The sequence below is a fragment of the Variovorax sp. GW823-FHT04F07 genome, assembly GCF_058795995.1.
In genome coordinates this window covers 678,078-702,953 of sequence record NZ_JBXAIG010000002.1, presented here as the reverse complement: position 1 = coordinate 702,953, position 24,876 = coordinate 678,078, and the positions used below count along the sequence as shown (strand labels likewise).

Annotated in this window: 22 protein-coding genes; 9 read left to right on the top strand and 13 right to left on the bottom strand. The window is 69.2% G+C overall.

The window, feature by feature from the left end:
- Window positions 1-15 precede the first annotated feature (15 nt).
- Genes uraD through AC1RAA_RS12440 form a run of 3 tightly spaced genes read right to left on the bottom strand, consistent with a single transcriptional unit; the run spans window position 16 to window position 3,445 of the window.
- Window positions 16-1,803, bottom strand: coding sequence for a 2-oxo-4-hydroxy-4-carboxy-5-ureidoimidazoline decarboxylase (gene uraD / locus AC1RAA_RS12450; RefSeq protein ID WP_492729033.1), 1,788 nt, complete (start codon window positions 1,801-1,803; stop codon window positions 16-18).
- A complete protein-coding gene (puuE, locus tag AC1RAA_RS12445; protein WP_062480836.1) occupies window positions 1,800-2,762 on the bottom strand; it encodes an allantoinase PuuE in 963 nt (320 codons plus the stop codon). Before puuE ends, uraD begins: the two co-directional genes overlap by 4 nt.
- Window positions 2,763-2,770: 8 nt before the next feature.
- Window positions 2,771-3,445: a GntR family transcriptional regulator gene (locus AC1RAA_RS12440; RefSeq protein WP_056574067.1), complete on the bottom strand. Its 675-nt coding sequence runs from the start codon at window positions 3,443-3,445 to the stop codon at window positions 2,771-2,773.
- 94 nt (window positions 3,446-3,539) lie between these two features.
- Here AC1RAA_RS12440 and uraH point away from each other — a divergent pair, with 94 nt between their 5' ends.
- On the top strand, window positions 3,540-3,890 hold the full coding sequence (uraH, locus tag AC1RAA_RS12435; RefSeq protein WP_070061690.1) for a hydroxyisourate hydrolase: 351 nt from the start codon (window positions 3,540-3,542) through the stop codon (window positions 3,888-3,890).
- A gap of 2 nt (window positions 3,891-3,892) precedes the next feature.
- Here uraH and AC1RAA_RS12430 read toward each other — a convergent pair whose 3' ends face one another.
- Window positions 3,893-4,396, bottom strand: a complete 504-nt coding sequence (locus AC1RAA_RS12430) for a hypothetical protein (RefSeq protein ID WP_492729035.1) — start codon at window positions 4,394-4,396, stop codon at window positions 3,893-3,895.
- A 53-nt stretch (window positions 4,397-4,449) separates the two neighbouring features.
- On the opposite strand from AC1RAA_RS12430, the gene xdhC reads away from it, so the two are divergent.
- From xdhC to AC1RAA_RS12410, 4 genes are all read left to right on the top strand, one after another.
- Entirely contained in the window at window positions 4,450-5,256 is an 807-nt protein-coding gene (gene xdhC, locus AC1RAA_RS12425) for a xanthine dehydrogenase accessory protein XdhC (protein WP_369644301.1), read from the top strand.
- 216 nt (window positions 5,257-5,472) lie between these two features.
- A complete protein-coding gene (locus AC1RAA_RS12420; RefSeq protein WP_062480843.1) occupies window positions 5,473-6,684 on the top strand; it encodes a urate hydroxylase PuuD in 1,212 nt (403 codons plus the stop codon).
- 69 nt (window positions 6,685-6,753) lie between these two features.
- A complete protein-coding gene (locus tag AC1RAA_RS12415) occupies window positions 6,754-8,094 on the top strand; it encodes a glycerate kinase type-2 family protein (protein ID WP_492729038.1) in 1,341 nt (446 codons plus the stop codon).
- A gap of 175 nt (window positions 8,095-8,269) precedes the next feature.
- Window positions 8,270-9,712 (top strand): NAD-dependent succinate-semialdehyde dehydrogenase, encoded by a 1,443-nt coding sequence (locus AC1RAA_RS12410; RefSeq protein WP_095946746.1) that lies wholly within the window; start codon window positions 8,270-8,272, stop codon window positions 9,710-9,712.
- Here AC1RAA_RS12410 and AC1RAA_RS12405 read toward each other — a convergent pair whose 3' ends face one another.
- The 5 genes from AC1RAA_RS12405 to AC1RAA_RS12385 all read right to left on the bottom strand — a co-directional run bounded on the left by AC1RAA_RS12405 (window position 9,713) and on the right by AC1RAA_RS12385 (window position 15,054).
- Window positions 9,713-10,429, bottom strand: a complete 717-nt coding sequence (locus tag AC1RAA_RS12405) for an MgtC/SapB family protein (protein WP_062480849.1) — start codon at window positions 10,427-10,429, stop codon at window positions 9,713-9,715.
- Window positions 10,430-10,517: 88 nt separating this feature from the next.
- A complete protein-coding gene (gene mgtA / locus AC1RAA_RS12400; RefSeq protein ID WP_492729040.1) occupies window positions 10,518-13,283 on the bottom strand; it encodes a magnesium-translocating P-type ATPase in 2,766 nt (921 codons plus the stop codon).
- A 24-nt stretch (window positions 13,284-13,307) separates the two neighbouring features.
- Window positions 13,308-14,051, bottom strand: a complete 744-nt coding sequence (locus AC1RAA_RS12395; RefSeq protein WP_492729042.1) for a PA4824 family protein — start codon at window positions 14,049-14,051, stop codon at window positions 13,308-13,310.
- 219 nt (window positions 14,052-14,270) lie between these two features.
- Window positions 14,271-14,486: a hypothetical protein gene (locus AC1RAA_RS12390; RefSeq protein ID WP_492729044.1), complete on the bottom strand. Its 216-nt coding sequence runs from the start codon at window positions 14,484-14,486 to the stop codon at window positions 14,271-14,273.
- Window positions 14,487-14,775: 289 nt separating this feature from the next.
- The gene (locus AC1RAA_RS12385; protein WP_307694539.1) at window positions 14,776-15,054 is read right to left on the bottom strand and encodes a hypothetical protein; all 279 of its coding nucleotides are present in this window, start codon (window positions 15,052-15,054) and stop codon (window positions 14,776-14,778) included.
- A gap of 200 nt (window positions 15,055-15,254) precedes the next feature.
- Here AC1RAA_RS12385 and AC1RAA_RS12380 point away from each other — a divergent pair, with 200 nt between their 5' ends.
- The gene (locus AC1RAA_RS12380) at window positions 15,255-15,731 is read left to right on the top strand and encodes a low molecular weight protein-tyrosine-phosphatase (RefSeq protein ID WP_492729046.1); all 477 of its coding nucleotides are present in this window, start codon (window positions 15,255-15,257) and stop codon (window positions 15,729-15,731) included.
- Window positions 15,732-15,749: 18 nt separating this feature from the next.
- On the opposite strand, the gene AC1RAA_RS12375 is transcribed toward AC1RAA_RS12380, so the two are convergent.
- From AC1RAA_RS12375 to AC1RAA_RS12360, 4 genes are read right to left on the bottom strand one after another with little or no spacing between them, the layout of a single operon-like run.
- Window positions 15,750-16,196 carry an acyl-CoA thioesterase gene (locus AC1RAA_RS12375; RefSeq protein ID WP_070061699.1) on the bottom strand — a complete coding sequence of 149 codons (447 nt, stop codon included), beginning with the start codon at window positions 16,194-16,196 and terminating at the stop codon, window positions 15,750-15,752.
- 20 nt (window positions 16,197-16,216) lie between these two features.
- A complete protein-coding gene (locus AC1RAA_RS12370) occupies window positions 16,217-17,206 on the bottom strand; it encodes a Bug family tripartite tricarboxylate transporter substrate binding protein (protein WP_492729049.1) in 990 nt (329 codons plus the stop codon).
- Between the two features lie 14 nt (window positions 17,207-17,220).
- Window positions 17,221-18,843, bottom strand: coding sequence for an indolepyruvate oxidoreductase subunit beta family protein (locus tag AC1RAA_RS12365; RefSeq protein WP_492729051.1), 1,623 nt, complete (start codon window positions 18,841-18,843; stop codon window positions 17,221-17,223).
- 17 nt (window positions 18,844-18,860) lie between these two features.
- Window positions 18,861-21,020: a thiamine pyrophosphate-dependent enzyme gene (locus AC1RAA_RS12360; RefSeq protein WP_492729053.1), complete on the bottom strand. Its 2,160-nt coding sequence runs from the start codon at window positions 21,018-21,020 to the stop codon at window positions 18,861-18,863.
- Window positions 21,021-21,107: 87 nt separating this feature from the next.
- On the opposite strand from AC1RAA_RS12360, the gene AC1RAA_RS12355 reads away from it, so the two are divergent.
- The 3 genes from AC1RAA_RS12355 to xdhA all read left to right on the top strand — a co-directional run bounded on the left by AC1RAA_RS12355 (window position 21,108) and on the right by xdhA (window position 24,874).
- Window positions 21,108-22,022: a LysR family transcriptional regulator gene (locus AC1RAA_RS12355; protein ID WP_492729055.1), complete on the top strand. Its 915-nt coding sequence runs from the start codon at window positions 21,108-21,110 to the stop codon at window positions 22,020-22,022.
- A gap of 272 nt (window positions 22,023-22,294) precedes the next feature.
- Entirely contained in the window at window positions 22,295-23,074 is a 780-nt protein-coding gene (locus AC1RAA_RS12350; protein WP_083259231.1) for a sulfite exporter TauE/SafE family protein, read from the top strand.
- Between the two features lie 186 nt (window positions 23,075-23,260).
- Window positions 23,261-24,874, top strand: a complete 1,614-nt coding sequence (xdhA, locus tag AC1RAA_RS12345) for a xanthine dehydrogenase small subunit (RefSeq protein ID WP_492729057.1) — start codon at window positions 23,261-23,263, stop codon at window positions 24,872-24,874.
- The last annotated feature ends 2 nt before the right edge of the window (window positions 24,875-24,876 follow it).

Here is a 24,876-nt window from a genome sequence, read left to right as displayed (position 1 = left end):
TTCTTGTGGGGTCGGTCAGTGGGCTTGTTCGGCGGCGAGGTTGTCCAGCAGCAACTGGAAGGCCTGCACGGCCAATTGAATGTCGTCGTTGGTGCTCGACTCGAGCGGGTTGTGGCTGATGCCCGAGTTGATGCCGCGCACGAAGAGCATGGCCTGCGGCATCACCTCGTGCAGCTTCATGGCGTCGTGGCCGGCGCCGCTGGGCATGCGGAAAAGGGGAATGCCCAGCGCGTCGACGGCCTGTTCCCAGCGCTGCTGCCAGGCGGGTTCGCTCGGTGCGGCGGCGGCGCGCATGGTTTCCTCGAGCTCGTAGCGCACGCCACGGCGTTCGCAGATGTCCTTCAGCGCGGCGACCACGTCGCTGGCCAGCGCGTCGCGCTGCGCGTTGTTGGGCGCGCGCAGGTCGAGGCTGAACTTGCAGCGGCCGGGCACGACGTTGATCGAGCCGCTGGGCACTTCGAGCATGCCGACGGTGCCGACCGAGTCGCCGTCTTTCGCTGCGCGTTGTTCGGTGTAGAGGATGAGTTCGGCCACGGCGGCGGCGGCGTCGCGGCGGCGGTCCATGGGCGTGGTGCCGGCGTGGCTGGCCATGCCGATGACTTCGCCCACGTAGCGCACGCTGCCGTTGATGGAGGTGACGATGCCCAGCGGCAGGTCGAGCTCGGTGAGCACGGGGCCCTGCTCGATGTGCACCTCGACGAAGCCGAGGTAGCGCGCGGGGTCGCGCTGGATCTTCGGAATGTCTTCTTCCTTCAGGCCGGCGTGCTGCATGGCCTCGCGCATGGTGATGCCGTCGGCATCCTTCTGGTCGAGCCAGCGCGGGTCGAAGTGGCCGATGAGCGCGCCCGAGCCGAGGAAGGTGGCCTTGTAGCGCTGGCCTTCTTCTTCGGCAAAGCCGACGACCTCGAAGGCGAAGGGCAGGCGGCGGTTCTGGCGCTTGAGTTCACGCACGCAGGCCATGGGCACGAAGATGCCCAGGCGGCCGTCGTACTTGCCGCCGTTGCGCACGGTGTCGTAGTGCGAGCCGGTGAGCAGGGTCTTGGCGTCGGGCGTGGCGCCTTCGTAGCGGCCGACCACGTTGCCCACGGCATCGATGTGCACGGAGTCGAAGCCGCAGTCGCGCATCCAGCCGGAGATGTTCGCGGCGCAGGCGCGGTGCGCGTCGGTCAGGTAGGTGACGGTCAGCTGGCCCTTCTCGGCATAGCCGGGGTCGGTGTGCACCGACAGCTGCTCCTGCCAGTCCCACACGTCGTTGCCGAGCGTGATGTCGGCGCCGAACTTGTCGTTCAGGCGGATCTCGGCGATGCGGTGGATGTTGCGCAGCGCCTCGCCGAGCTCGAAGCTCGGGTGGTTGTGCAGCCGGCGCGCGAAGGTCTCGATGATCTCGCGCTTGGCCAGGCCCGTGCCGCGCGGGCCGCGCACCGCGAGGATGAACGGGAAGCCGAACTTGGCGTTGTAGTCGGCGTTGAGCTTCTGGATCTGCGCGAACTCTTCGGGCGTGCAGTCGGTCAGGCCGGCCTTGTTCTGCTCGTTGGTCGACTCGGCGGTGAGCGTCTTGCTGACCATGGCCTTGCCGGCGAGCTCGGGGTGGGCGCGGATCAGGCCGATCTGCTCGTCGGCCGACGACGCGGCCAGCGCCTGCACCAGCGCGTGCTTGAGGTGCGCGAGCGAGCGGAAGGGGCGCTGCACCAGCGCGCGCTGCGCGATCCAGGGCGAGTGCTCGTACACGCCGTCGAGCATGGCGACGGCGGCGGCCGGCGCGGCGGCGTTGAGTTGGGCAAGGGTGAGGAGAGGGGTGCTCATGATGCGGCTCCGGCTTCGAAGGGGTGTGCCTGCTTCCAGTGGCGTGCGATGTCGACGCGGCGGCAGACCCAGACCTTGTCGTGCGTGGCGATGTGATCGAGGAAGCGCTGCAGCGCCGTGATGCGGCCGGGGCGGCCGAGCAGGCGGCAGTGCATGCCGATGCTCATCATCTTGGGGCTGTCGTCGCCGTTCGGGTCGCCTTCGGCGTACAGCGCGTCGAAGGTGTCCTTCATGTACTGGAAGAACGGGTCGGCGTGCGAGTAGCCCTGCGGCAGCGCAAAGCGCATGTCGTTGCAGTCCAGCGTGTAGGGCACGATGAGCTGGGGCACGACGCTGCCGTCGGTCTTTTGCACCTTCATCCAGAAGGGCAGGTCGTCGCCGTAGTAGTCGCTGTCGTATTCGAAGCCGCCGTAGTCGGCCACGAGGCGGCGCGTGCGCGGGCTGTCGCGGCCGGTGTACCAGCCGAGCGCGCGCTCGCCGGTGAGCTTTTCGATCGCTTCCATGCCCAGGCGCATGTGCTCGCGCTCGGTGGCTTCATCGAGGTTCTGGTAATGGATCCAGCGCCAGCCGTGGCAGGCGATCTCGTGGCCGAGTTCCTTGAAGGCGGCCGTGAGCTCGGGGTAGCGCTGCAGCGCCATGCCCACGCCGAACACGGTGAGTGGCAGGCCGCGCTTTTCGAACTCGCGCAGGATGCGCCACACGCCGGCGCGCGAGCCGTACTCGTAGATGCCTTCCATGCTGATGTGCCGGTCGGGGAAGCTCGCCGGGTTGAACATCTCGGAAAGGAACTGCTCGGAGCCCGCGTCGCCGTGCAGCGTGGCGTTCTCGCCGCCTTCTTCGTAGTTGAGGACGAACTGCACCGCCACGCGCGCGCCGCCGGGCCAGCGGGCGTGGGGCGGGTTGCGGCCGTAGCCGATCAGGTCGCGCGGGTAGGGCAGGGTGGTGTCGTAGACGGTCATGGTGTGGATCAGGACAGCGCGAGGGAAATGTCGTTGGTCGGGACCTTGCGGTCGAAGGTGAGGTTGGCCTCGACGTGTTCCAGGTGCTCGGTCATGAGGCGCACGGCGAGTTCTTCGTCGCGCGCGGCCAGCGCCTTCACGATGTCGGCGTGCTCGTCGTTGGAGTGCTCGGCGGCGCTGGTGCTCTGGTACATGAGCGTGATGAGGGCGCAGCGCGAGATCAGCTCGCCCAATATTTGCGCCAGCACTTGGTTGCCCATGAGCTCGGCCATGCGCACGTGGAAGTCGCCCAAGAGCTCGGTGCGGCCCGACACGTCTTCGCCGCCGACGGCCGATTTCTCGAGCGCCACGTGCTCCTTGAGCGCCTTGATCTTGGCGGGCGTGACGCTGCGCACGAAGGCGCGGGTCATCTCGGCCTCGAGCATGCGGCGCACGGCGAACACCTGCTTGGCCTCGTCGACGGCGGGCGCGGCCACGAAGGCGCCGCGCGCCGGCTCGAGCCGGATCAGCTTGTTCTGCGAGAGCTGGAACAGCGCCTGGCGCACCAAAGTGCGCGACACGCCGAAGTGATCGGCCAGCTTCTGCTCGGCGAGCTTGGTGCCGGGCTGAAGGCGGTGCTCGACGATGGCCTTCGTGAGGGCATCGACGATCGAACGGGTGGTGGAGGACTCCATGTTTTTCATGATAGACCCAAAGCCGGTAACTGTATACACTTTTGTCCACCGGAATTTCCCGCACTCTGATCTCACCGATCCGACACCCTTTGAAGGAGGCCCCATGGGCTTGAGCACTCACGTACTGGACACGATGCACGGCGGCCCCGCGGCCGGCATGGAGGTGGCGCTGTACACCACCGACGGCGACGCCGCGACGCTGGTGAAGCGCTTCACGCTGAATTCGGACGGCCGCAGCGACGGCCCGCTCTACGACAACAACTCGATCAAGGTCGGCACCTACCGCTTGGTGTTCGACGTGGCGGGTTACTTCAAGGCCCGCGGCGTGACGCTGCCGGAGCCGAACTTCCTGAACAAGGTGGCGCTGGACTTCGGCGTGGCGCACACCGATCAGCACTACCACGTGCCGCTTCTGGTCAGCCCGTGGAGCTACTCCACGTACCGCGGCTCCTGAGGTCAGTCGCCTTGTTGCTGCCCTTCGGTCAGGGTGTCGAGCTGGAAGCGCCCGCTCTTGTCCCACAGCCAGGTGTCGGTCCACGTGACTGCGCCCAGGCGCTGGGCGGGCGGGAAGGGTGCGGCCTGCAGTACGGCGCGCTCGATCTCGGCGATCACCTCGGGCGCGTGCTTGGGCGCGCGCAGCCAGTGCATCGAGATCACCTTGCCGCCGGTGTCCAGGTTCACCTGCAGGGTGCCGACCGCGTACAGCAGTGGCGGCATCTGGCCCTTGTAGATGCGCGAGGCGTTGGCGTTGTAGATGTGGCGTGCCGCGTCGCGGCGGTACTCGCGCGCGGTGGTCGCGTTGGAGGCATGCGGCGCGGGGCCGCTGCCCTGTGCGCTGCTGGCGCCGCTCAGCTGGCCGGGCACCGAGCCCGTCGAGCCGCAGCCGGCGAGCCACAAGGCGGAAAGAACAGTGGCGGCCCAGGCGAGGCGGCGCGGCGTAAGCTGGCGGTTCGTCATCATCGCCGGGGTTATACCGTGAGTTGTTGCCGCCTCGGCAACCGAAGGTTTCGGGCATGAACGGTGCGGTCGATCAATTGCTGGCGCGTCTTCGAGATGAAGACGCCGTGCTGGTGCGCGTCGAATCGACGCAGGGCTCGGCCCCGCGCGAGGCCGGCACCTGGATGGCCGTCTGGGCCGACGGCCTCACGGCCACCATCGGCGGCGGGCAGCTGGAGTTCCAGGCCACGCAGGAAGCGCGCGAGATCCTGGCCGGCACGCGCAGCCTCGACGGCGTGCAGCGCTACCCGCTGGGCCCGAGCCTGGGCCAGTGCTGCGGCGGCGTGATGTTCCTGACCTACCGGCGCATCGGTGCGGCCGACGCGCCCGCGTTGCAAAAAGAACTGGTCGCGCAACTCGAACCCGTGGCGCTGTTCGGCGGCGGCCACGTGGGCGCCGCGCTGGCGCGCCTGCTGGCCGTGCTGCCGTTCTCGGTGCGCTGGATCGACAGCCGCGACGGCGTGTTCCCCGACGCATTGCCCGCGCAGATCGACACCGAGCACTCCGAACCCGTGCAGGACGCGGTGGCCGCGCTCGCGCCCGGCAGCCGCGTGCTGATCATGAGCTTCAGCCATGCCGAAGACCTGGACATCGTCATCGCCTGCCTGAAGCGCCTGCGCGCGCGCAACGACCTGCCCTACATCGGCCTCATCGGCAGCAAGACCAAGTGGGCCACCTTCCGCCACCGGCTGGAGGCGCGCGGCTTCACGGCCGACGAGCTGGCGCGCGTCACCTGCCCGATCGGCGTGCCCGGCATCACGGGCAAGGAACCCGAGGTGATCGCGGTCGCCGTGGCGGCACAGTTGTTGCAATCGCTGGGCTGAACAGGGTTTTCCCTTGGCGGCGACGCCGCAAATAGCATCCCGCCTCGTGCCAAAACTGTATACACTTTCGGTCCACAACAAGCCGCAGCGGAGCGAGGTCCATTTCCACGGACCTGCGTTCGCGGCACTTTCTCTGCTTACAGCGCCCGCGGTGGTGAGCAGGCTGAAACCCCTCCTTGGCGCCCCCACGCGCCAACAGGGTTGAGAGAGCGCTATATGGAAAGCTACTACCTCGACTGGGCCAACCTGCTGCTGCGCTGGGTCCACGTCATCACCGCCATCGCCTGGATCGGCGCCTCCTTCTACTTCGTGATGCTGGACAACAGCCTCGAGAAGCCGCAGGACCAGGAGTCGCTCGACAAGGGCGTGGGCGGCGAGCAATGGGCCGTGCACGGCGGCGGCTTCTACAACAGCCAGAAGTACGCGCTGGCGCCCAAGAAGCTGCCCGACCACCTGCACTGGTCGTACTGGGAGAGCTATTCGACCTGGCTCACAGGCTTTGCGCTGTTCACCATGTCGTACCTGTGGAACGCAAGCACGTACCTCATCGACAAGAGCAAGATGGACTGGCAGCCTGGCGCCGCCATTGCCGTGGCGCTGGCCTTCTTCGTCGTGTTCTGGATGGTCTACGACGGCATCTGCCAGATCTTCGGACGCCGCAAGAACGGCGACACCATCGTCGGCGTGCTGATCGCGGTCTTCATCGTCTTCGCGACCTGGCTGGCCTGCCAGTGGTTCGCGGGCCGCGCGGCCTTCCTGCTGGTGGGCGCCATGATGGCCACCACCATGAGCGGCAACGTGTTCTTCTGGATCATCCCGGGCCAGCGCAAGAACGTGAAGGCGCTGCGCGAGGGCCGGCCGGTCGACCCCGTGCACGGCCAGCGCGGCAAGCAGCGCAGCGTGCACAACACCTACTTCACGCTGCCGGTGCTGTTCGCGATGCTGAGCAACCACTACAGCTTCACCTACACGCACAAGTACAACTGGATCGTGCTGCTGCTGATCATGCTCGGCGGCGCGGCCATCCGGCAGTTCTTCGTGGTGCGTCACCGCTTCAAGCTGGGCAACGCGGGCAACCCGCTGCCCTACGCCATGGTCGGCATCGCGGTGTTGGGCCTGACCATCGTGTGGATGAAGCCCGAGCCGGCCGCGCCCGTGGCGGCCACCGCCGCCCAGGCCGCGCCCGCCGTGGCCTACCAGGACGTGCAGAAGGTGCTGGAGCAGCGCTGCTTCATGTGCCACGGCGCGGCCGTGCAGATGAAGAACGTGCGCGTCGACACGCCCGACCAGGTCACGGCGCACGCCCAGGCGATCTACCAGCAGGTCGTGGTGACCAAGATCATGCCGATGAACAACGCGACGAACATCACTGACGAAGAGCGGGCGCTCATCAGCCGCTGGTTCCAGGCCGGCGCCAAGACGAACTAGAAGACCGTGGCCTGCGAGGGCGGGCCACCGGTCGTCGCACAATCGCCGAATGGAGACAACACGCAAGCCATGACCGCATCGACCTCGCCCTCAGCAACAGCTCCCGATCCGCGCGAAGCCCCGCGCGCCTTCCTCGAACACCTGTACCGCGTGGCGGTGGACCGCGCACTGCCGCTGTCCACGCTGGGCGCGCATCTGCCGAAACCGCCCAAGGGCCGTACCGTGGTGCTCGGCGCCGGCAAGGCCGGCGGCTCGATGGTGCAGGCGCTCGAAGCGCTGTGGCCGGCCGACGCGTCGCTGTCAGGCCTGGTCGTCACGCGCTATGACCACATTCCGCCGCGCCCCGCAGGCGTGCCGCAGCGCATCGAGCTCGTCGAGGCCGCGCACCCCGTGCCCGACGCGGCCGGCCAGCAGGCGGCCGAGCGCATCCTGGCGCTCACCCAAGGCCTCACGGCCGACGACCTGGTGCTGTGCCTCATCTCCGGCGGTGGCTCGTCGCTGCTGGTGCTGCCGGCCGAGGGCCTCACGCTGGCCGACAAGCAGCGCATCAACAAGCAGCTGCTCGACAGCGGCGCCCACATCGGCGAGATGAACTGCGTGCGCAAGCACCTGTCGCGCATCAAGGGCGGCCGGCTCGCGGCGGCCTGCGCGCCGGCGCGCGTGGTCACGCTCACCATCAGCGACGTGCCCGGTGACGATCCGGCCGTGATCGCCAGCGGCCCCACCGTGCCCGACGCCACCACCTGCGCCGACGCGCTGGCCATCCTCGACCGCTACGGCATCGAGGTGCCGGCGCCCGTGCGCGCGCAGCTCGAAAGCGGCGCGCTCGAAACCCCCAAGCCCGACGACGCCGTGTTCGCCGGCCACAGCACCCACCTCATCGCCACGCCGCAGCAGTCGCTCGAAGCCGCTGCCGCGGCCGCGCGTGCCGCCGGCATCGGCGTGCACGTGCTGAGCGACGAAATGGAAGGCGAATCGCGCGAAGTGGGCAAGGTGCATGCGGCGCTCGCCCGCGCCGTGGCCCTGCGCGGCGAGCCCTTCGTCCGGCCCTGCGTCATCCTGTCGGGCGGCGAAACCACCGTCACCATCCGTCCGCGCCAGCCCGGCCAGGCCAAGGGCCGCGGCGGGCGGGCCGGCGAGTTCTGCCTGGGCCTGGCCGGCGCGCTCATGGGCCAGCCGCAGGTCTGGGCGCTGGCCGCCGACACCGACGGCATCGACGGCGTGGAAGACAACGCCGGCGCCTTCGTCACGCCCGATACCCTGGCGCGCGCCACGGCGCAGGGCAAGAAGCTGTCCGATCATCTCGACCGCAACGACGCCTACGGCTATTTCGACGCCATCGGCGACCTGTTCGTGACCGGCCCCACGAACACCAACGTCAACGACTTCCGCGCGATCCTCGTGCTGTAGGCGCGCCCCGGCCCCTGGCGGGGGCCGCCGGCAAGCTTTGTGAACTCAGGTTAATCTACGGCCCCGGCGGCGCTTGGCCGCCGTTGTCGCATGCGCACCCCCACGGGGTGCCGCGCCGCGCGCCCGATTTCCCGTTTCGTTTTCACCATCCAGTCCTCGAAGGAAAGAGTTCGCCATGACCGCCACCTACACCGACACCCGCCTGCTGATCGACGGCCAATGGGTCGACGCCGCCGACGGCAAGACGCTCGACGTGCTGAACCCCGCCACCGGCAAGGCCATCGGCAAGGTGGCGCACGCCAGCATCGTCGACCTCGACCGTGCCCTGGCCGCCGCCCAGCGTGGCTTCGAAGCCTGGCGCGACACGCCCGCCAACGAGCGCGCCGCCGTGATGCGCCGCGCCGCCGGCCTGATCCGCGAACGCGCCCTGGACATCGCCAAGCTGCTGACGCAGGAACAAGGCAAGCCGCTGGGCGAAGCCAAGGTCGAAATGATGGCCGCCGCCGACATCATCGAATGGTTCGCCGACGAAGGCCGCCGCGTGTACGGCCGCATCGTGCCCTCGCGCAACCTGGCCGCGCAGCAGCTGGTCATCAAGGAGCCGGTCGGCCCCGTCGCGGCCTTCACGCCGTGGAACTTCCCCGTCAACCAGATCGTGCGCAAGCTCGGCGCCGCGCTCGCCACCGGCTGCTCCTTCCTAGTGAAGGCGCCCGAAGAGACCCCGGCCTCGCCGGCCGCGCTGCTGAAGGCTTTTGTCGACGCCGGCATTCCGGGCGGCGTGGTGGGCCTGGTGTTCGGCAACCCGGGCGAGATCTCGAGCTACCTCATCGCGCACCCGATCATCCGCAAGGTCACTTTCACTGGCTCGACCCCGGTCGGCAAGCAGCTGGCCGCGCTGGCCGGTTCGCACATGAAGCGCGTCACGATGGAACTGGGCGGCCACGCCCCGGTGATCGTGGCCGAAGACGCTGACGTGGCGCTGGCCGTCAAGGCCGCCGGTGCCGCCAAGTTCCGCAACGCGGGCCAGGTCTGCATCTCGCCGACCCGCTTCCTGGTGCACAACAGCCTGCGCCATGAGTTCGCGAGCCTGCTGGTCAAGCACGCCGAAGGCCTCAAGCTCGGCGACGGCCTGGTCGAAGGCACCAACCTCGGCCCGCTGGCCAACGCCCGCCGCCTCACGGCCATGGCCCACGTGCTGGAAGACGCGCGCAAGAAGGGCGCCACGGTCGCGACCGGCGGCGAACGTGTCGGCGACACCGGCAACTTCTTCGCGCCCACCGTCATCACCGACGTGCCGCTGGACGCCGACGTGTTCAACAACGAACCCTTCGGCCCCATCGCCGCCATCCGCGGCTTCGACACGCTCGAAGAAGCCATCACCGAAGCCAACCGCCTGCCGTTCGGCCTGGCCGGCTACGCCTTCACCAAGTCGATCAAGAGCGCGCACCTGCTGAGCCAGAAGCTCGAGCTGGGCATGCTGTGGATCAACCAGCCCGCCACGCCCTCGCCGGAAATGCCGTTCGGCGGCGTGAAGGATTCGGGCTACGGTTCGGAAGGTGGCCCTGAGGCAATCGAGGCGTACCTGAACACCAAGGCCGTTTCGATCCTCGGCGTTTAACTAGTCTTCGGCGGAGGCGTTCCAGAACGCCTGCTGGACGCCTTCCAGCGTTTCCAGCTCCGCGATCACCTGGTCGAGCTCCTCGGGCTCGACCGCGGTGGCGTAAAGCGTCGCTGCAATCTCCGTGTCGGCCTGCCCGAAGGCGTGCTGGTCGATGTCGCGCACCGGGTAGTTCGCGGCCTCCAGCTGCACCAGCAGCTGGTCCATCACCTCGGGCCGCGCCGCGCGTGAGCAGATCACGCGCACCGTGTAGGTCGCCTCGCTCGATTCCTCGTGCACCGGGCGGCGGTTGATGCGGTTCACCACCGGCCGCAGCAGCGTGTTGCTCGCCAGCACGAAGAGCGCGGCGATCAATGCTTCGCCCAGCAGGTCGGCGCCCGCGCAGGCGCCCACCGCGGCCGACCCCCACAGCGTGGCGGCCGTGTTCAGGCCGGTGATGTTGGCGCCTTCCTTCATGATCGCGCCAGCACCGAGAAAGCCGATGCCCGAGACCACGTAGGCGACCACGCGCACCGCGCCGTCGGGGCCGCCCAGGCGGGCCGCCATGTCGACGAACACGGCCGCGCCCACGGCCACCAGCGTGTTGGTGCGCAGCCCCGCGGTGCGCTGGCGCACCTGGCGCTCGAAGCCGATCAGCGAGCCCAGCAGAAAGGCCGCGCCCACGCTGACCAGGGTGTCCAGCAGCGAAGGCAGGTTGATGTGGCGAATGGCTTCCATGAGTGATCCTCCTGATCCTCTGTGTGCGAAGCAGGGTAGCGGCCTTGTGTGACAGCCGCGACCCTGCGTCCGCCGGGTGGTGTGTGTCTCATTGCCAGCCGTACTTGCGCGCGTACCAGCCCTTCACGGCCTGCGTCAGCGTCGCGTAGCCGACGAGCATCAGCACCAGCCAGGGGAAGTACGCGAGCGGCAGCGCCTGCAGCTTGAAGTAGTGCGCCAGCGGCCCCATCGGCAGCCAGATGCCCACGGCCGCAATCGCCGCGCCCATGGCCAGCAGCGGCCAGGCCGCGCGGCTTTGCAGGAACGGAATCTTGCGGGTGCGGATCAGGTGCACGATCAGCGTCTGCGACAGCAGGCCCTCGATGAACCAGCCCGACTGGAACAGCGTCTGGTGCTCCACCGAATTGGCCGCGAACACGAACCACATCACGGTGTAGGTCAGGATGTCGAACACCGAGCTCAGCGGCCCGAAGAACACCATGAAGCGGCCCAGGTCGGCCGGGTTCCAGCGCTGCGGCGTCTTCAAAAACTCTTCGTCCACGTTGTCGAACGGGATCGCGATCTGCGACACGTCGTACAGCAGGTTCTGCACCAGCAGGTGCAGCGGCAGCATTGGCAAAAAGGGCAGGAAGGCACTGGCCACCAGCACCGAGAACACGTTGCCGAAGTTCGAGCTGGCCGTGATCTTGATGTACTTGAGCATGTTGGCGAAGGTGCGGCGGCCTTCGACCACGCCTTGCTCCAGCACCATCAGACTCTTCTCGAGCAGGATGATGTCGGCCGATTCCTTGGCCACGTCCACCGCGCCGTCCACCGAGATGCCGATGTCGGCAGCGCGCAGCGCGGGCGCGTCGTTGATGCCGTCGCCCATGAAGCCGACCACGTGGCCGTTGGCATGCAGCGCCTGCACGATGCGTTCCTTGTGCGCGGGCGTGAGCTTGGCGAACACCTGGCGCATTTCGACCACCTGCCGCAGCTCGGCCTCGTTCATGCGCTCGACCTCGTGGCCCAGCACCATGCGTCCGGCGTCGATGCCGACGTCGCCGCAGACCTTGCGCGTGACCAGCTCGTTGTCGCCCGTCAGCACCTTCACCGCCACGCCGTGCGCGGCCAGCGCCTGCAGCGCGGGCGCGGTCGATTCCTTCGGCGGATCGAGAAAGGCCACGTAGCCCAGCAGCGTGAGTCCCGCCTCGTCGGCCACGCTGTAGGCTGGCTTGCGCGCGTCGGCATGCAGCGTGCGGCTGGCCACGGCCACCACGCGCAGGCCCTGGGCATTGAGTTCCGAGGCCACGCGGTGGATGCGCGCCATCACGTCGGCGTCGAGCGCGAGCACTTCGGCACCGCGTTCGACCGAGGTGCACACCGACAGGATCTCTTCGAGCGCACCCTTGCAGATCAGCAGGTGCTCGTCCTCGCCGTGCGCCACCACCACCGACATGCGGCGGCGCGAGAAGTCGAAGGGCACTTCGTCGACCTTGCGCCAGCCGGTCTGCAGCTGCGCGTCGAGCTGCACTTCGGCGTGGCTGAGCACGGCCTTGTCGAGCAGGTTCTTCAGCCCGGTCTGGTGAAAGCTGTTGAGGTAGGCCTGCTGCAGCACGTGGTCGGAGTCTTCGCCCCAGGCGTTGGTGTGGCGTTCGAGCACGATGCGGTCCTGCGTCAGCGTGCCGGTCTTGTCGGTGCACAGCACGTCCATCGCGCCGAAGTTGTGGATGGCTTCGAGGCGCTTCACGATCACCTTGCGGCGCGACATCACGACCGCACCCTTGGCCAGAGTGGCAGTGACGATCATCGGCAGCATCTCGGGCGTGAGGCCGACCGCGATCGACAGCGCGAACAGCGCGGCCTCCCACCAGTCGCCCTTGGTCACGCCGTTGATCACCAGCACCAGCGGCGCCATCACTAGCATGAAGCGGATCAGCAGCCAGCTCACGCGGTTGATGCCGGCCTGGAAGGCGGTGGTGCCGCGGTCGGTCGCGCTCACGCGCTGGGCCAGCGCGCCGAAGAAGGTGCGCTCGCCCGTGTGCACGATCACCGCGGTGGCGGTGCCGCTGATCACGTTGGTGCCCATGAACAGCAGGTTGTCGCGCTCGAGCACGCCGGCCTGGTGGTCGGCGGCGGTGGCTGCGAACTTCTCCACCGGCATCGATTCGCCGGTGAGCGCCGACTGGCTGATGAACAGGTCTTTCGCCGAGAGCAAGCGCGCGTCGGCCGGGATCATGTCGCCGGCCGACAACGCGATCACATCGCCGGGCACGAGGTCGCGCATCGGCACTTCGATGCGTTGCGTGCCCGCGTGCGCGAGGTCGAAGCCCTCGTCACCGGCGCGGCCGGCCTTCTCTCCGGGCGCGGGGCGCAGCACCGTCGAGGTGTTGCTGACCATCGCCTTGAGCCGGTCGGCGGCCTTGTTGGAGCGCGACTCCTGCAGGAAGCGCAGCACGGTCGACAGCAGCACCATGCTGCCGATCACCACCGTGGCCTTCGTGTCCTCGGTGACGTACGAGACCAGCGCGAGCACGGTCAGCAGCAGGTTGAAGGGGTTGCGGTAGCACTGCCACAGGTGGTTCCACCACGGCAGCGGCTGCTCGTGGCGCACCTCGTTGCTGCCCAGCCGCTTGCGCAGCGCCAGCGCGTGGGCTTCGGTCAGGCCTTGCGACGAGCTGTTCAGGCGCACCAGCACCTCGCCCGCGTCGGTGTGCGAGGCGGCGGCCAGCGCCTTGGCGATCTCGGGCGGTATCGCGGCCGAGCCGAGGCTGCTGGGCTTGGCGCTCAGCAGCGTCTGCCAGCGCTCGAAGTGGTGCCGCATGTGGCGGCTGCGCAGGAAGCTTTCGAAAAAGGACTTCAGGACGTTCTTCATTGTTCTTCTCCTGTGTGAGGGCGCTCAGCGAGCGAACGCCCAGGTGAGGCCCAGCGTCCAGCCGCGCGGGCCGTCGTGGCGCAGGTCGCGGGCATGGCTGAGATCGACGTTCAGGGCCGGCGTGGCCGTCCAGCGCAGGCCGGCGCGCCAGGCGCTGCGCCCGCCTTCGCGGAAGCGCTCGGCCACGAGCGACAGCGCCGGCAGGGCGACCCATTCGAGCGCCGCGCCCGAGTGGCTGGTGCTCGGCTGCGCACGATGGAAGTCGCGCCCCAGGTTCAGGTGGGCGCGCCAGGCGTCGTCGAACTGCCAGGTGACGGGGATCACCACGCTGCCGTCGGTGAGACGCAGCGAGGCGTTACCGACGTTGCTGCGTTGCCACGAGGCAGAGGCCAGCACGCCGGCGCTCAGCGTGTCGGTGAGCGCGAAGGCCCACTTGATCTGCGGGCCGGCGCGCAGCGTGCGGCCTTCGGCGCTGCGCTCACGCTCGAGGTTCAGGCCGAGCTCGACCGGGCCGACACGGCAGGCCGGGCCGAGGTGCACGAGGCGCTGGCCGCCCCAGGTCTCGATCTGGCACTGGCCCGGATCGAGGATGGCGGCGTCGTCCACCGAGTGGTGTCCGCCGGCGGCGTGGGTCTGCGTGGCGGCCAGGCCGCAGAGGGTGGCCAGCCAGGCGCGGCTTGGCGCAGGGCGGCGGGAGGCAAAGGGGCGGGCGTTGGAACGGGCGGCCGTGGCCGTCCGCACGACACGCCGCAGGCGTTCGCGGGTCATGGGCGTTTCTCCTTCGGGTGCGGCGCGCCGCGAAGGAAGGAAACGCCCGTGACGACTTGCTTAATTACTCAGCAGTCAGCCGGCGGCGCTCCTCCGCAGCGCGGCAGGCTGCGAGGTGAGTGGGGGATCGATCGGGCAGTGAAGGCGGCGCACAGCGGCGCAAGCAAGGGTCCGGGTCCATGAGGGCCTCCTGTTCTGTGGGGGTGGCAGGGGCGGGCTTCAGCGGCGCGTGGTGCCGTGGCCGGGCGGGTCGAGCAGCAGGAAGAAGCTGCGGATGCGGCGCGTGGTCCACAGCGCGGCGGCGCGGTCCAGGGCCTGCTCGTCGTCGACGTGCGGGGCCGGGTTCACGCGCGCAGGTGCACCGGCGTGCGCCGACGGACGACCGTGCAACGGTCGCACCTGCGGATGCAACGGACGAATCTGAAACTGGCGCATGACAAGGCTCCTTCACGCTGAAGGGCCTCGCGCACGGACGCACGCAAGCTGACTGACAAAGTCAGCGACGAAGAACAACGGGAATCGGTAGGGGGAGCCGCTTGCCCGAGGGGCAAGGGGTTCGCGCTGCGGACACGGCGGCCGCAAGCGCGGGAGCTGCCTGCGCTAGAGGGCCGGGGGTGTCACGCCTGCCGAGGCACGCGTCTTGTCACTGATCCAACTGGCACTGTCCACGCACGGGGCTCCGAAATGATGATTTCCGGATTGTTGCACCGCATCATTGGCAGCGTCAACCCTTGGCATGAAGCAACAGGCTGCGTCGGGGCTGCGTGGCGTGGAGCCGGGCCTCGTTCGCGCTGCGTTCGATAGGGGCCGGAAACCAGCGGAAGATGTTCGAGTCGCTGCGCCAGCCGTTGCTGAAGCGCACGAACAGAAAGCCCGACAGCGCATTGCCCAGGTCGTCCACCGGAATGCCCGCGGCGCGCAGGGCCTCGACCTCTTGCGCGGCGCTCATGTCGAAGGGAAGTTTCAGCGTGATGCTCGCGCTGTGAAGACTGGGTCGGGGCATCGTGACCTCCTTTGCACTGACCATGGGCCGTAGTGAAGCGCAAGGAGTTGTGTCAGGCGATACCGAAGATATGGGAGCTGTCCATTGGACAGAGGGGGTGCGATTCGCCCTCGCTCCCTCGTGGCATCCCCCGACCGGGGGATGCCAGGGGTAGGGTGGCCTATGCCGAATGCCTGTCCCTGTGCCTATAGTCGACGCGCATGAAACCAAGCACCCCCGCCATCTTGTTCGTGTGCACCGGCAACATCTGCCGTTCGCCGACCGCGCACGCATTGCTGCTCCACAAGGCGCAGCGCGCAGGCTTCGCGGTGGAGGTCGACAGCGCCGCCATCTCCGACGAGGAGCGCGGCAATCCGCCCGATCCGCGCTCGGTGGCCGAGGCGCTGCGGCGCGGCATCGCGATGCCCGCGCACCGCGCACGCCAGGTGCATGCGGCCGACTTCGAGCGCTTCGACTGGCTCATCGGCATGACCCAGCAGCACTGCGCCGCGCTGCGCCGGCGCGCGCCCGCCGAGGCGGCGCGCAAGGTGCGCCTGCTCTCGGAGTTCGCCGAAGCCATCGGCGGTGACGTGCCCGACCCGTGGTACGGCGGCCACCAGGCCTTCATCGAGGCCTTCGACCTGATCGACCTCGGTGTGGAAGGCCTGCTCGCGCAGCTGCGTCGCGACGCGGCCTGAGCGGGCAGGCGGTGGGGCTCAGCCCGTGCAGAGCGCGCGGATCGTCGGCGGAATCGGCACCGCGCGGATGCCACCGCCTTCGCGCTTCGCCGCAAAGATCCGCACCTCTTCGCATTCGAGGATCAGGTCGTCGCCACGCGTCACGCGGTAGGTCTGCACGAAGCTCTTGTCGCGCCATTCGGTGATGCGCACCGCGATGTGCAGCGTGTCGCCGTAGCTGGCTGCCTTGACGAAGCGCGTGTGCGTGTCGACCAGCGGCGTGCCGATCACGCCGAGCGTGCGGGCGGTGTCTTCCCAGCGCGGCACGCCGCACTCGGCGAAGAAATGGCGCGAGGCCGCGTCGATCCAGCGGAAGAAATTGGGAAACCAGACGATGCCGGCCGGGTCGCAGTCGCCGAACTCGACGCGTGCGGTGTAGACGACTTCCTTGCCGGAAGCGTCGTGGGGAGATGGAGTGCTGCTCATCCGTCGATTGTCCCGGCTGCTCAGTCGGCCTTGATGCCGCGCTCGCGGATGAGCGCGCCGAAGCGTTGCGAATCGGCTGCCGCGCGACGCTGAAAATCGGCCGGCGTGCCCGGCGCCGGCTCGCCGCCAATGGCCGCGATGCGCTCCTTCACCGCCGGCAGCGCGAGCGCGCGGTTGACCTGCGTGTTGAGCTGCGCCACCACCTCGGGCGGCGTGCCGGCCGGGGCGTAGAAGCCGAACACCGTGTCGGCGTCGAAGCCGCGCAGGCCGGCCTCGTCGAGCGTGGGCACGTCGGGGAACTGCGACGAGCGGTGCGGGCTGCCCACGGCCAGCAGCTTGAGCTTGCCGGCGCGCACCTGGTTCAGGGCAATGCCGGGGTCGAAGGCGTAGTCGATCTGGCCGGCCAGCAGGTCCTGCAAGGCGGGCGCCGCACCGCGGTAGGGCACGTGCAGCGCGAACAGGCCGGCCTGGCTCTTGAACATCTCGCCCGCCAGGTGCGGCGAACTGCCGTTGCCCGGCGAGCCGTACGACAGCTTGCCGGGGTTGGCCTTGAGGTAGGCCATGAACGACTTCACGTCGGTCGGCGGCAGGGAAGGCCGCGTGACCAGGAACACCAGCACGCGCGCGGCCGCGGCCACGGGCACCAGGTCCTTGGCGGGGTCGAAGCTCATGCGCGCATACAGGTGCGGGTTCACCGACACCATGCCGCCCGAGCTCATGAGCAGCGTGTAGCCGTCGGCTGCCGCGCGCGCCACGGCCTCGCCGCCGACGTTGCCGTTGGCGCCGCCGCGGTTCTCGATCACCACGGGCTGCTTCAGCGCTTCCTGCAGCGGTTGCGAGACGGCGCGCGCGAGCTGGTCGGCCGCGCCGCCGGCCGGGAAGTTGACGATCACCTTGATGGGCTTGGACGGCCAGGTGTCGGCATGCACGGCGGGCGCGCACAAGGCGGTGCTGGCCAGGGCGAGCGCCAGCAGCAGGCGGCGCGATGAAACGAGGGTGGATGGGGTCATGGTTCTTTGTCTCCTCAGATCGTGGTCGTTGTCTTGGGCCGCTTCATCCAGCGGATGGGTTGCGCCTGCACCGGGCGCGGCGCGGCGCCGTGGCGCGTGAGCGCGGCGTCCAGCGCCTTGCCGCCTTCGTCGGCGAGCGCGGCCTCGCGCGCCGCGGCGATCGCCTCGGCGCGCGCGGCGGGCTGCAGCGTGGCGCGGCCCGCGAGCTCGTCGATCACGTGCAGCAGGTTGTGCTTGCCGCGTTCGTTGGTGCTGCCGTAGCCCTTGATGAGCCGGCCGCACAGCGCCAGCTCGCGGCCCAGCGCCCAGTGCGCGCGCGTGCCGGTCTCGACGGCGGCGAGCCAGCGCTCGATCAGCGCCTGCTCTTCGGCAAAGCGACTGCCGCGCCGGCGCAGCCAGGTGAGCGAGGCCAGCACGCGCAGCGAGGCCATGCCGAGCACCGAATGGCTGCCCACCTGCAGCGGCAGCGCCCAGGGCGCAAGTCCGCGCGACTGGCGGCCACGGTCCCAGGCGGTCACGCGGCGTGCGAGCGACGGCGGCAGCAGCGCCGCGAACTCGGGCGCGCCGGGCTTGAAGTGGTCGTAGACCTTCACGAGGTCGTCGTCACCGGCGCGCACTTCCTGCCGCACGCGCTGCGCGCGGCTGGCGCGGCCCTTCAGCGCGGCCACGCGCACGATGTCGTCGAAGGCCATCCACAGCGCCAGCCAGCGCGCCATTTCGCGCGTGACCGCGAAGCCCTGCGCACCCGACGGATCGGCGGCGCGCTCGGCCTCGAGCACCCGCGCGAGGCGCTCGGCGTACAGCGCGGCGTAGGCGTTGTCCTGGTAGTCGCGCACCCGCGCGTGGCCCAGCGTGAGCATGTCGTGCACGGCCGGCGGAAAGCGGCGCGCCACGTCGTCGGGCAGGGCCTGCGGCGGCGGGGGCGCGTCGCGCGTGTCGTCGCCGGCCAGCACGCCCTGCACGAAGGCGGCCTGGGCGCGCGGTGCGCGCACGGCCTCGAAGGCGGCGGCAAAGCCGCGCAGGCTGGCGGCGGCCATCTTGCCGAGCTTGTCGGGTGCGGCCTCGTCGCCGCCGCGCACCGCACGTTCGTAGGCCTCGCGCGGAAACGGGAACAGGCCGCTGCCCGCGATCGCGCCCAGCATCACGGCGCTGACCACCGTGCCGGCCTCGCGCGCCATGGCGCCCATGTCGAGCACGTGGTGCTCGCGGCTGAAGGCCTTGACCACGTCCAGCAGGCGCTGCGCGTCGGCGCGGCCGTCGCCGGGCACCATGCGCTCGGCCGTGGTGAGCACGCGCGCCGACGAGCTGATGACCAGCGTGCGCAGCGGCGCGCTCATGCCGTTGCCGATCTGGCGCGTGGTCTCCAGCAGCTCCGACGAGACGATCGCGTCGAGCGCGCCCGGCACCGGGCCCAGGCTGAACACCGGGCGCCGGCCGCCCAGCTGCGCCATCGGCACCGGGAACACTTCGAGGTAGTAGGTGGTGGCGCCGGTGCGCTGCGCCACGCCGGGGATCGACGTGCTCTGCGCCGCGTAGCCCGCGTGCCGTGCGGCGTCGACCAGCCATTCGGTGAGCACGCCGCCGCCTTCGCCGCCGAGGGCGCACACGAGCAGGGTGGTGGGACGGTTCTGTTCCATGTCTCGGTTCTTTCTTCTCATGCCGGGCGCAGGGCGCCGACGATCGCGCTGCGCAGGCCGTGCAGCAGGCGTTCGTGCCATTTCGGGTTCTGCACCACCTCGGCGCGGTAGAAGCTCGGGCACAGCGTGGCCGCATGCGCGTTGGCGCCGCACAGGCCGCAGCCCACGCAGCCGTCGATGACGACGGCCACCGGGTCGACCTTCAGCGGATCGGGGTTGTCCTTGAGCGTGAGCGTGGGGCAGCCCGACAGGCGGATGCAGGCGTGGTCGCCGTTGCACACGTCCTCGTCGACGCCGTACTTCATGCGCACCACGCGCTGGCCCTTTTTGAGCAGGCCGGCGATCCACGGCTTGATGCGGCGCTGCCGCTCGAGCTGGCACTCGCCCTCGGCGATCACGACCTTCAGGCCGTTGAAGTCGCTCGTGAGCGCCTCGGTGAGCGTCTTGCGCATGCGCTCCACGTCGTAGGTGGTCACGGTGCGCATCCATTGCACGCCCAGGCCTTTCAGCGTGGCCTCGATGGTCTGGTTCTTGTCGACCAGGCTCTGCTGCTTGTCGACGGCGCGTTCCTTGATCTCGTCGTCGGGCGTGGAGATGATGTCCTGCGTGCCGGTGGCCGAGGTGTAGCCGTTCTTGAAGATCAGCAGCACCGCGTCGTCGTCGTTGAACAGCGCGCTCTGCACGCCCGTGAGCAGGCCGTTGTGCCAGAAGCCGCCGTCGCCCATGATCGACAGCGTGCGTCGGTTCATCATCGGCGCCACGCCCGCGCGGCTGGCCAGGCTCATGCCGTAGCCGAGGATCGAGTGGCCCATCGAGAAGGGCTCGAAGGTGCCGAAGGCATGGCAGCCGATGTCGGCCGCGATGTGCACCGGCCCGGTCTCCTGTTGCGCGAGTTTGAGGGCCGAGAACACCGGCCGCTCGGGGCAGCCGACGCAGAAGCTCGGCGGGCGGTTGGGCAGCGGCGTATCGAGCCGGCGCGCCACCGCCTCGCGGCGTTCGCGGTTGCCGGCCAGCCAGGCCTGCGCCGAAGTGGCGGCCTCGCTCGCGCCGAGGTAGCGTTCGGCAAAGGCCGCGAGGCCGCCCGACAGCACCTCCACGCCGTACTCGCCGGCCTGCGGCAGCAGGTCCTTGCCGTGCAGCGGCGTCTGGATGTCGCGCCGGCGCAGCAGCGTGGCGATGTCCTGCTCGATGTACTCGGGTTGGCCTTCTTCCACCACCAGCACCGCGCGCTTGCCCACGCAGAAGTCGGCCACCTGCTCGGGCACCAGCGGATACGTCACGTTGAGCACCAGGATCGGGATGTCGGTGTCGCCGAAGGCATCGGCCAGGCCCTGCTGCTGCAGGCTGCGGATCAGTGCGTTGTACAGGCCGCCCTGCACCACGATGCCCAGGTCGGGGTGGCGCCGGCCGGGCATCAGTTCGTTGAGGCCGTTCGCCACGATGTGGCGGCGCGCCGCCGGCATGCGCTCGTCGCCCTTGAGTTTTTCGTGGCGGAAGGTGACGGGCGGGTGCGCCAGGCGCATGTAGTCGAAGCCGGCGGGCTCGTCCATCAGCGCGCGCGTGGACACGGCGGGCGCGATGTTGTCCTTGCAGTCGAAGCTGCCGCGCACGTGGCAGGTGCGGATGCGCAGCTCCATCAGACAGGGCATGTTCGAGGCCTCCGACAGCTGGAAGCCCTGCTCGACCATGCGCACCATCACGCCCAGGTCGGGCCGCGGATCGAGCAGGCACATGCTCGACTTGAGCGCGTAGGCGTGCGTGCGCTCCTGGATCACGCTGGCGCCTTCGCCGTAGTCTTCGCCCACCACGATCAGCACGCCGCCGGTCACGCCCGGCGACGACAGGTTGGACAGCGCATCGGCCGCCACGTTGGTGCCGACGATCGACTTCCAGGTCACGGCGCCGCGCAGCGGGTAGTGGATGGAGGCGCCGAGCATCGCCGCCGCCGAGGCCTCGTTGGAGCAGGCCTCGACGTGCACGCCCAGCTCGTCCATGTAGGCCTTGCCCTGCACCATCACGTCCAGCAGGTGCGACACCGGCGCGCCCTGGTAGCCGCCGACGTAGGCCACGCCCGATTGCAGCAGGCCCTTGGTGATCGCGAGGATGCCCTCGCCGTGGAAGGTGTCGCCCGCGCCCAGGCGCAGCATTTCCACTTCCTTGCTGAATGAAACTTCCATCGTGTCTCGTGCTTCTTGTCGTGGGGAGAACGCGGGAGTGTGGGCGGGCCTGCGTCATACTTCAATGCAATGAGCCAGCTATCGAATATGAATGGGGTGCATATTGATTCGGTCGACCTCAACCTGCTCCGGTTGTTCGACGCCGTCTACCGCACCCGCAACGTGAGCCGCGCCGCCGAGGCGCTGGGCCTCACGCAGCCGGCGGCCAGCCACGGCCTCACGCGGCTGCGCCTGCTGCTGGGCGACGCGCTGTTCACGCGCAGCCTCGGCGGCGTGGCGCCCACGCCGCGCGCCGAGCGGCTGGCGGTGCCCGTGCAGTCGGCGCTGGCCATGCTGCAGCAGGCACTGAGCGAGCCCGAGCGCTTCGACCCGGCCGCCTCGCGCAAGCTCTTTCGCATCCACATGAGCGACATCGGCGAGGGGCGCTTTTTGCCTGCGCTGATGGCGCGGCTGCGCGAGCTGGCGCCCGGCGTGCGCGTGGAGACCATGCCGCTCGCGCCGGGCGAGATCGCCACCGCGCTGGACAGCGGCAGGGTCGACTTCGCCTTCGGCTTCCTGCCGCACGTGGAGGACACCCAGCGCACCCAGCTGCTGAAAGACCGCTACATCGTGCTGCTGCGCCACGACCACCCCTTCGTGAAGCGCCGACGCAGCGGCCAGGCGCTGCTCGCCGCGCTGCACGAGCTCGACTACGTGGCCGTGCGCACCCACGCCGACACGCTGCGCATCCTGCAACTGCTGAACCTCGAAGACCGGCTGCGCCTGACGACCGAGCACTTCATGGTGCTGCCGGCCATCGTGCGCGCCACCGACCTGGCGGTGGTGATGCCGCGCAACATCGCGCGCGGCTTCGCGGCCGAGGGCGGCTACGCCATCGTCGAGCCGCCGTTTCCGCTGCGCGACTTCACCGTGTCGCTGCACTGGAGCAAGCGCTTCGAGGCCGACCCGGGCAACCGGTGGCTCCGGCAGGTGATCGTGGCGTTGTTCTCGGAGCGCGGCTGACAGCGATCAGCGAACACCCGCAGCGCCCCTCGTGCCCAGGGCACTGGGTGCTTCCCGCAGCGAAATCAAGGAGGAGGGCGAAGCCCGGGGGACATTCGCGGAGGGAAGTACCCGGTGGCCTGGGCACGCCCCCGGACACACGCGTTATTCTCAAGCGTTCCCGCCTCGCGCCCCCATCCCCCGATCCCCGTCCGAATGTCCGTCCCGCATCCCCTTTCCCCCGTCTCCCTTCACCGTCCCGCAAGCTTCGGCGCGCGCTGACGAAACCCCCGGTGCAAGCGATTCTTTCCGGGGCCGTCCCGGTCCTGATCTTCATGGCCTGCGTGGGCCTGGCCACCTACGCGCAGAACCTCACGGGCTTTGCGTTCAGCCTCATCCTGCTGGGCCTCGTGTCGGTGTTCGACATCGCCAGCGTGAACGACGCGGCCAATGCCGCGACCGTGCTGAGCCTCATCAACGCCTGGACCTACTTCCGCGCGCGCCCCGGCCCCGTGCCCTGGCAGCTCATGAAGCCCGCGCTCAACGGCAGCACTGTCGGCGTCATCGTCGGGCTCATGCTGCTCGTGTGGCTCAGCGGCAGCGCCGTGTCGTGGCTGCGGGGCCTGCTGGGCGTGTCGATCCTGATCTGCGCCGTGCTGCTGTTGCTGCAGGGCAAGCCGCTGCCGGCCGTGTCGGGCCGCACCAGCTTCGCCCTCATCGGCGGGCTCTCGGGCGTGCTGGGCGGGCTGTTCTCGGCCTCGGGCCCGCCCATCGTCTTTCACATGTACCGCCAGCCGCTGGACCGCGAACTCGTGCGCCGCGCGCTGCTGCTGATGTTCGCCTTCAACTCGCTCGTGCGGCTCGTCATCGTGGTGCCCACGGGCCACTTCTCGTGGCACTCGGCGCTGCTGGCCGGCTGCGCCATGCCCGTCGTCTACGCCGCGACGCGGCTGCACCACCGCCTGCCCAACAAGCTGCAACCGCGCACCTTGCAATGGCTGGTCGCCGGGCTGCTTTTCGTGGCCGGCGTGACGCTGCTGGCCACCGCCTGGACCGCCATCGCACACGGCTGAAAAACGGCTGAAAACCCTCGGTTTCCGGCGTGGCCCGGGAATTGCAACGTCAATCCAAGGGTTTCCCCGGACGTGGCATACCGACCCTCACATACGCGTTATGGGCGTGCCCGTATGCAAGACCCCACGCAAGCCGCTAACGTCCATGACTGGCCCACGACGGGCCGCCCACGAGCCTGAAAAAGCATGAGCACCGAGAGCAGCAGCAATCCGATTCAACCGATCCGCTTCTTCCATCGCGGAAAGATCGTCGACGTCAGCGGGGTCCATCCGACCCGCTCGGTGCTCGACTGGCTGCGCGAGGACGCGCGCTGCACCGGCACCAAGGAAGGTTGCAACGAAGGCGACTGCGGCGCCTGCACCGTCGTCATCGGCGAGCTGGCCACCGACGCCCACGCACCCGGCGCAATCGACGGCCTGCAGCTGCAGACCGTCAACGCCTGCATCCAGTTTCTGCCCACGCTGCACGGCAAGGCGCTGTTCACGGTCGAAGACCTCAAGGGACAGTGCGCATCGCAGTGCAAGCCCAAGGCCGACGCCCCCGCCAAGCACGCCGTTCACCCGCTGCACCCCGTGCAGCAGGCCATGGTCGACTGCCACGGCTCGCAGTGCGGTTTCTGCACGCCGGGCTTCGTGATGTCGCTGTGGGCCACCTACGAACACCACCAGGCCGAGGGCACGCAGCCCACGCGCCAGCAGCTGGCCGACGACCTGTCGGGCAACCTGTGCCGCTGCACCGGCTACCGCCCCATCCTCGACGCCGGCCAGCGCATGTTCGATCTGCCGGCCGTGCGCCTGGACACCGCGCCCGTGGTGGCCGCGCTCACCGCGCTGAAGAACGACGGCCTGGACTACGCGGCCCCGCTCGGCGCCCGCATCGACCACTTCCACGCCCCCAAGACCCTGGCCCAGCTCGCCGCGCTGCGCGTGCAGAAGCCGCGCGCCCAGCTGCTGGCCGGCTCGACCGACGTCGGCCTGTGGGTCAACAAGCAGTTCCGCGACCTCGGCGACATCATCTATGTCGGCGACGTGGCCGAGATGAAGACCGTGGAAGAGCGCGCCGACGAGCTCTACATCGGCGCCGGCGCCTCGCTCGAAGCCGCCTTCGGCGCGCTGGTCGAGCGCGTGCCCAGCCTGGCCGACGTGTGGCTGCGCTTTGCCTCGCCGCCGATCCGCCACGCCGGCACCATGGGCGGCAACGTCGCCAACGGCTCGCCCATCGGCGATTCGCCGCCGGTGCTGATGTCGCTGGATGCCGAGATCGAGCTGCGCCGCGGCGACGTCGTGCGCCGCATGCCGCTGCCCGCGTTCTATCTCGACTACATGAAGAACGAGCTGCAGCCCGGCGAGTTCGTGCAGGGCCTGGCCGTGCCGCTGGCCGCCATGCGTCGTCAGGTGCGCGCCTACAAGATCAGCAAGCGCTTCGACTGCGACATCTCCGCGCTGTGCGCGGGTTTCGCCATCGAACTGGAAGCCGGCAGCGACACGGTGAAAGCTGTGCGCCTGGCCTTCGGCGGCATGGCCGCCACCGTCAAGCGTGCCGCCAACGCCGAAGCTGCGCTCGTGGGCAAGCCCTGGACGCAGGCCAGCGTGGCCACCGCCAAGCTGGCGCTGGTGCAAGACTTCAAGCCGCTCTCCGACATGCGGGCCTCGGCCGACTACCGCCTGCAGGTGGCGCAGAACCTGATCCAGCGCCTGTGGCTCGAAACCCGCACGCAGGACGCGCTGTCCATCGAAGAAACCAGCGTCTGGAGCGTGATGCCCCATGTCGTTGCCAAGGTTGCGGCGGAAGGACTCTGACC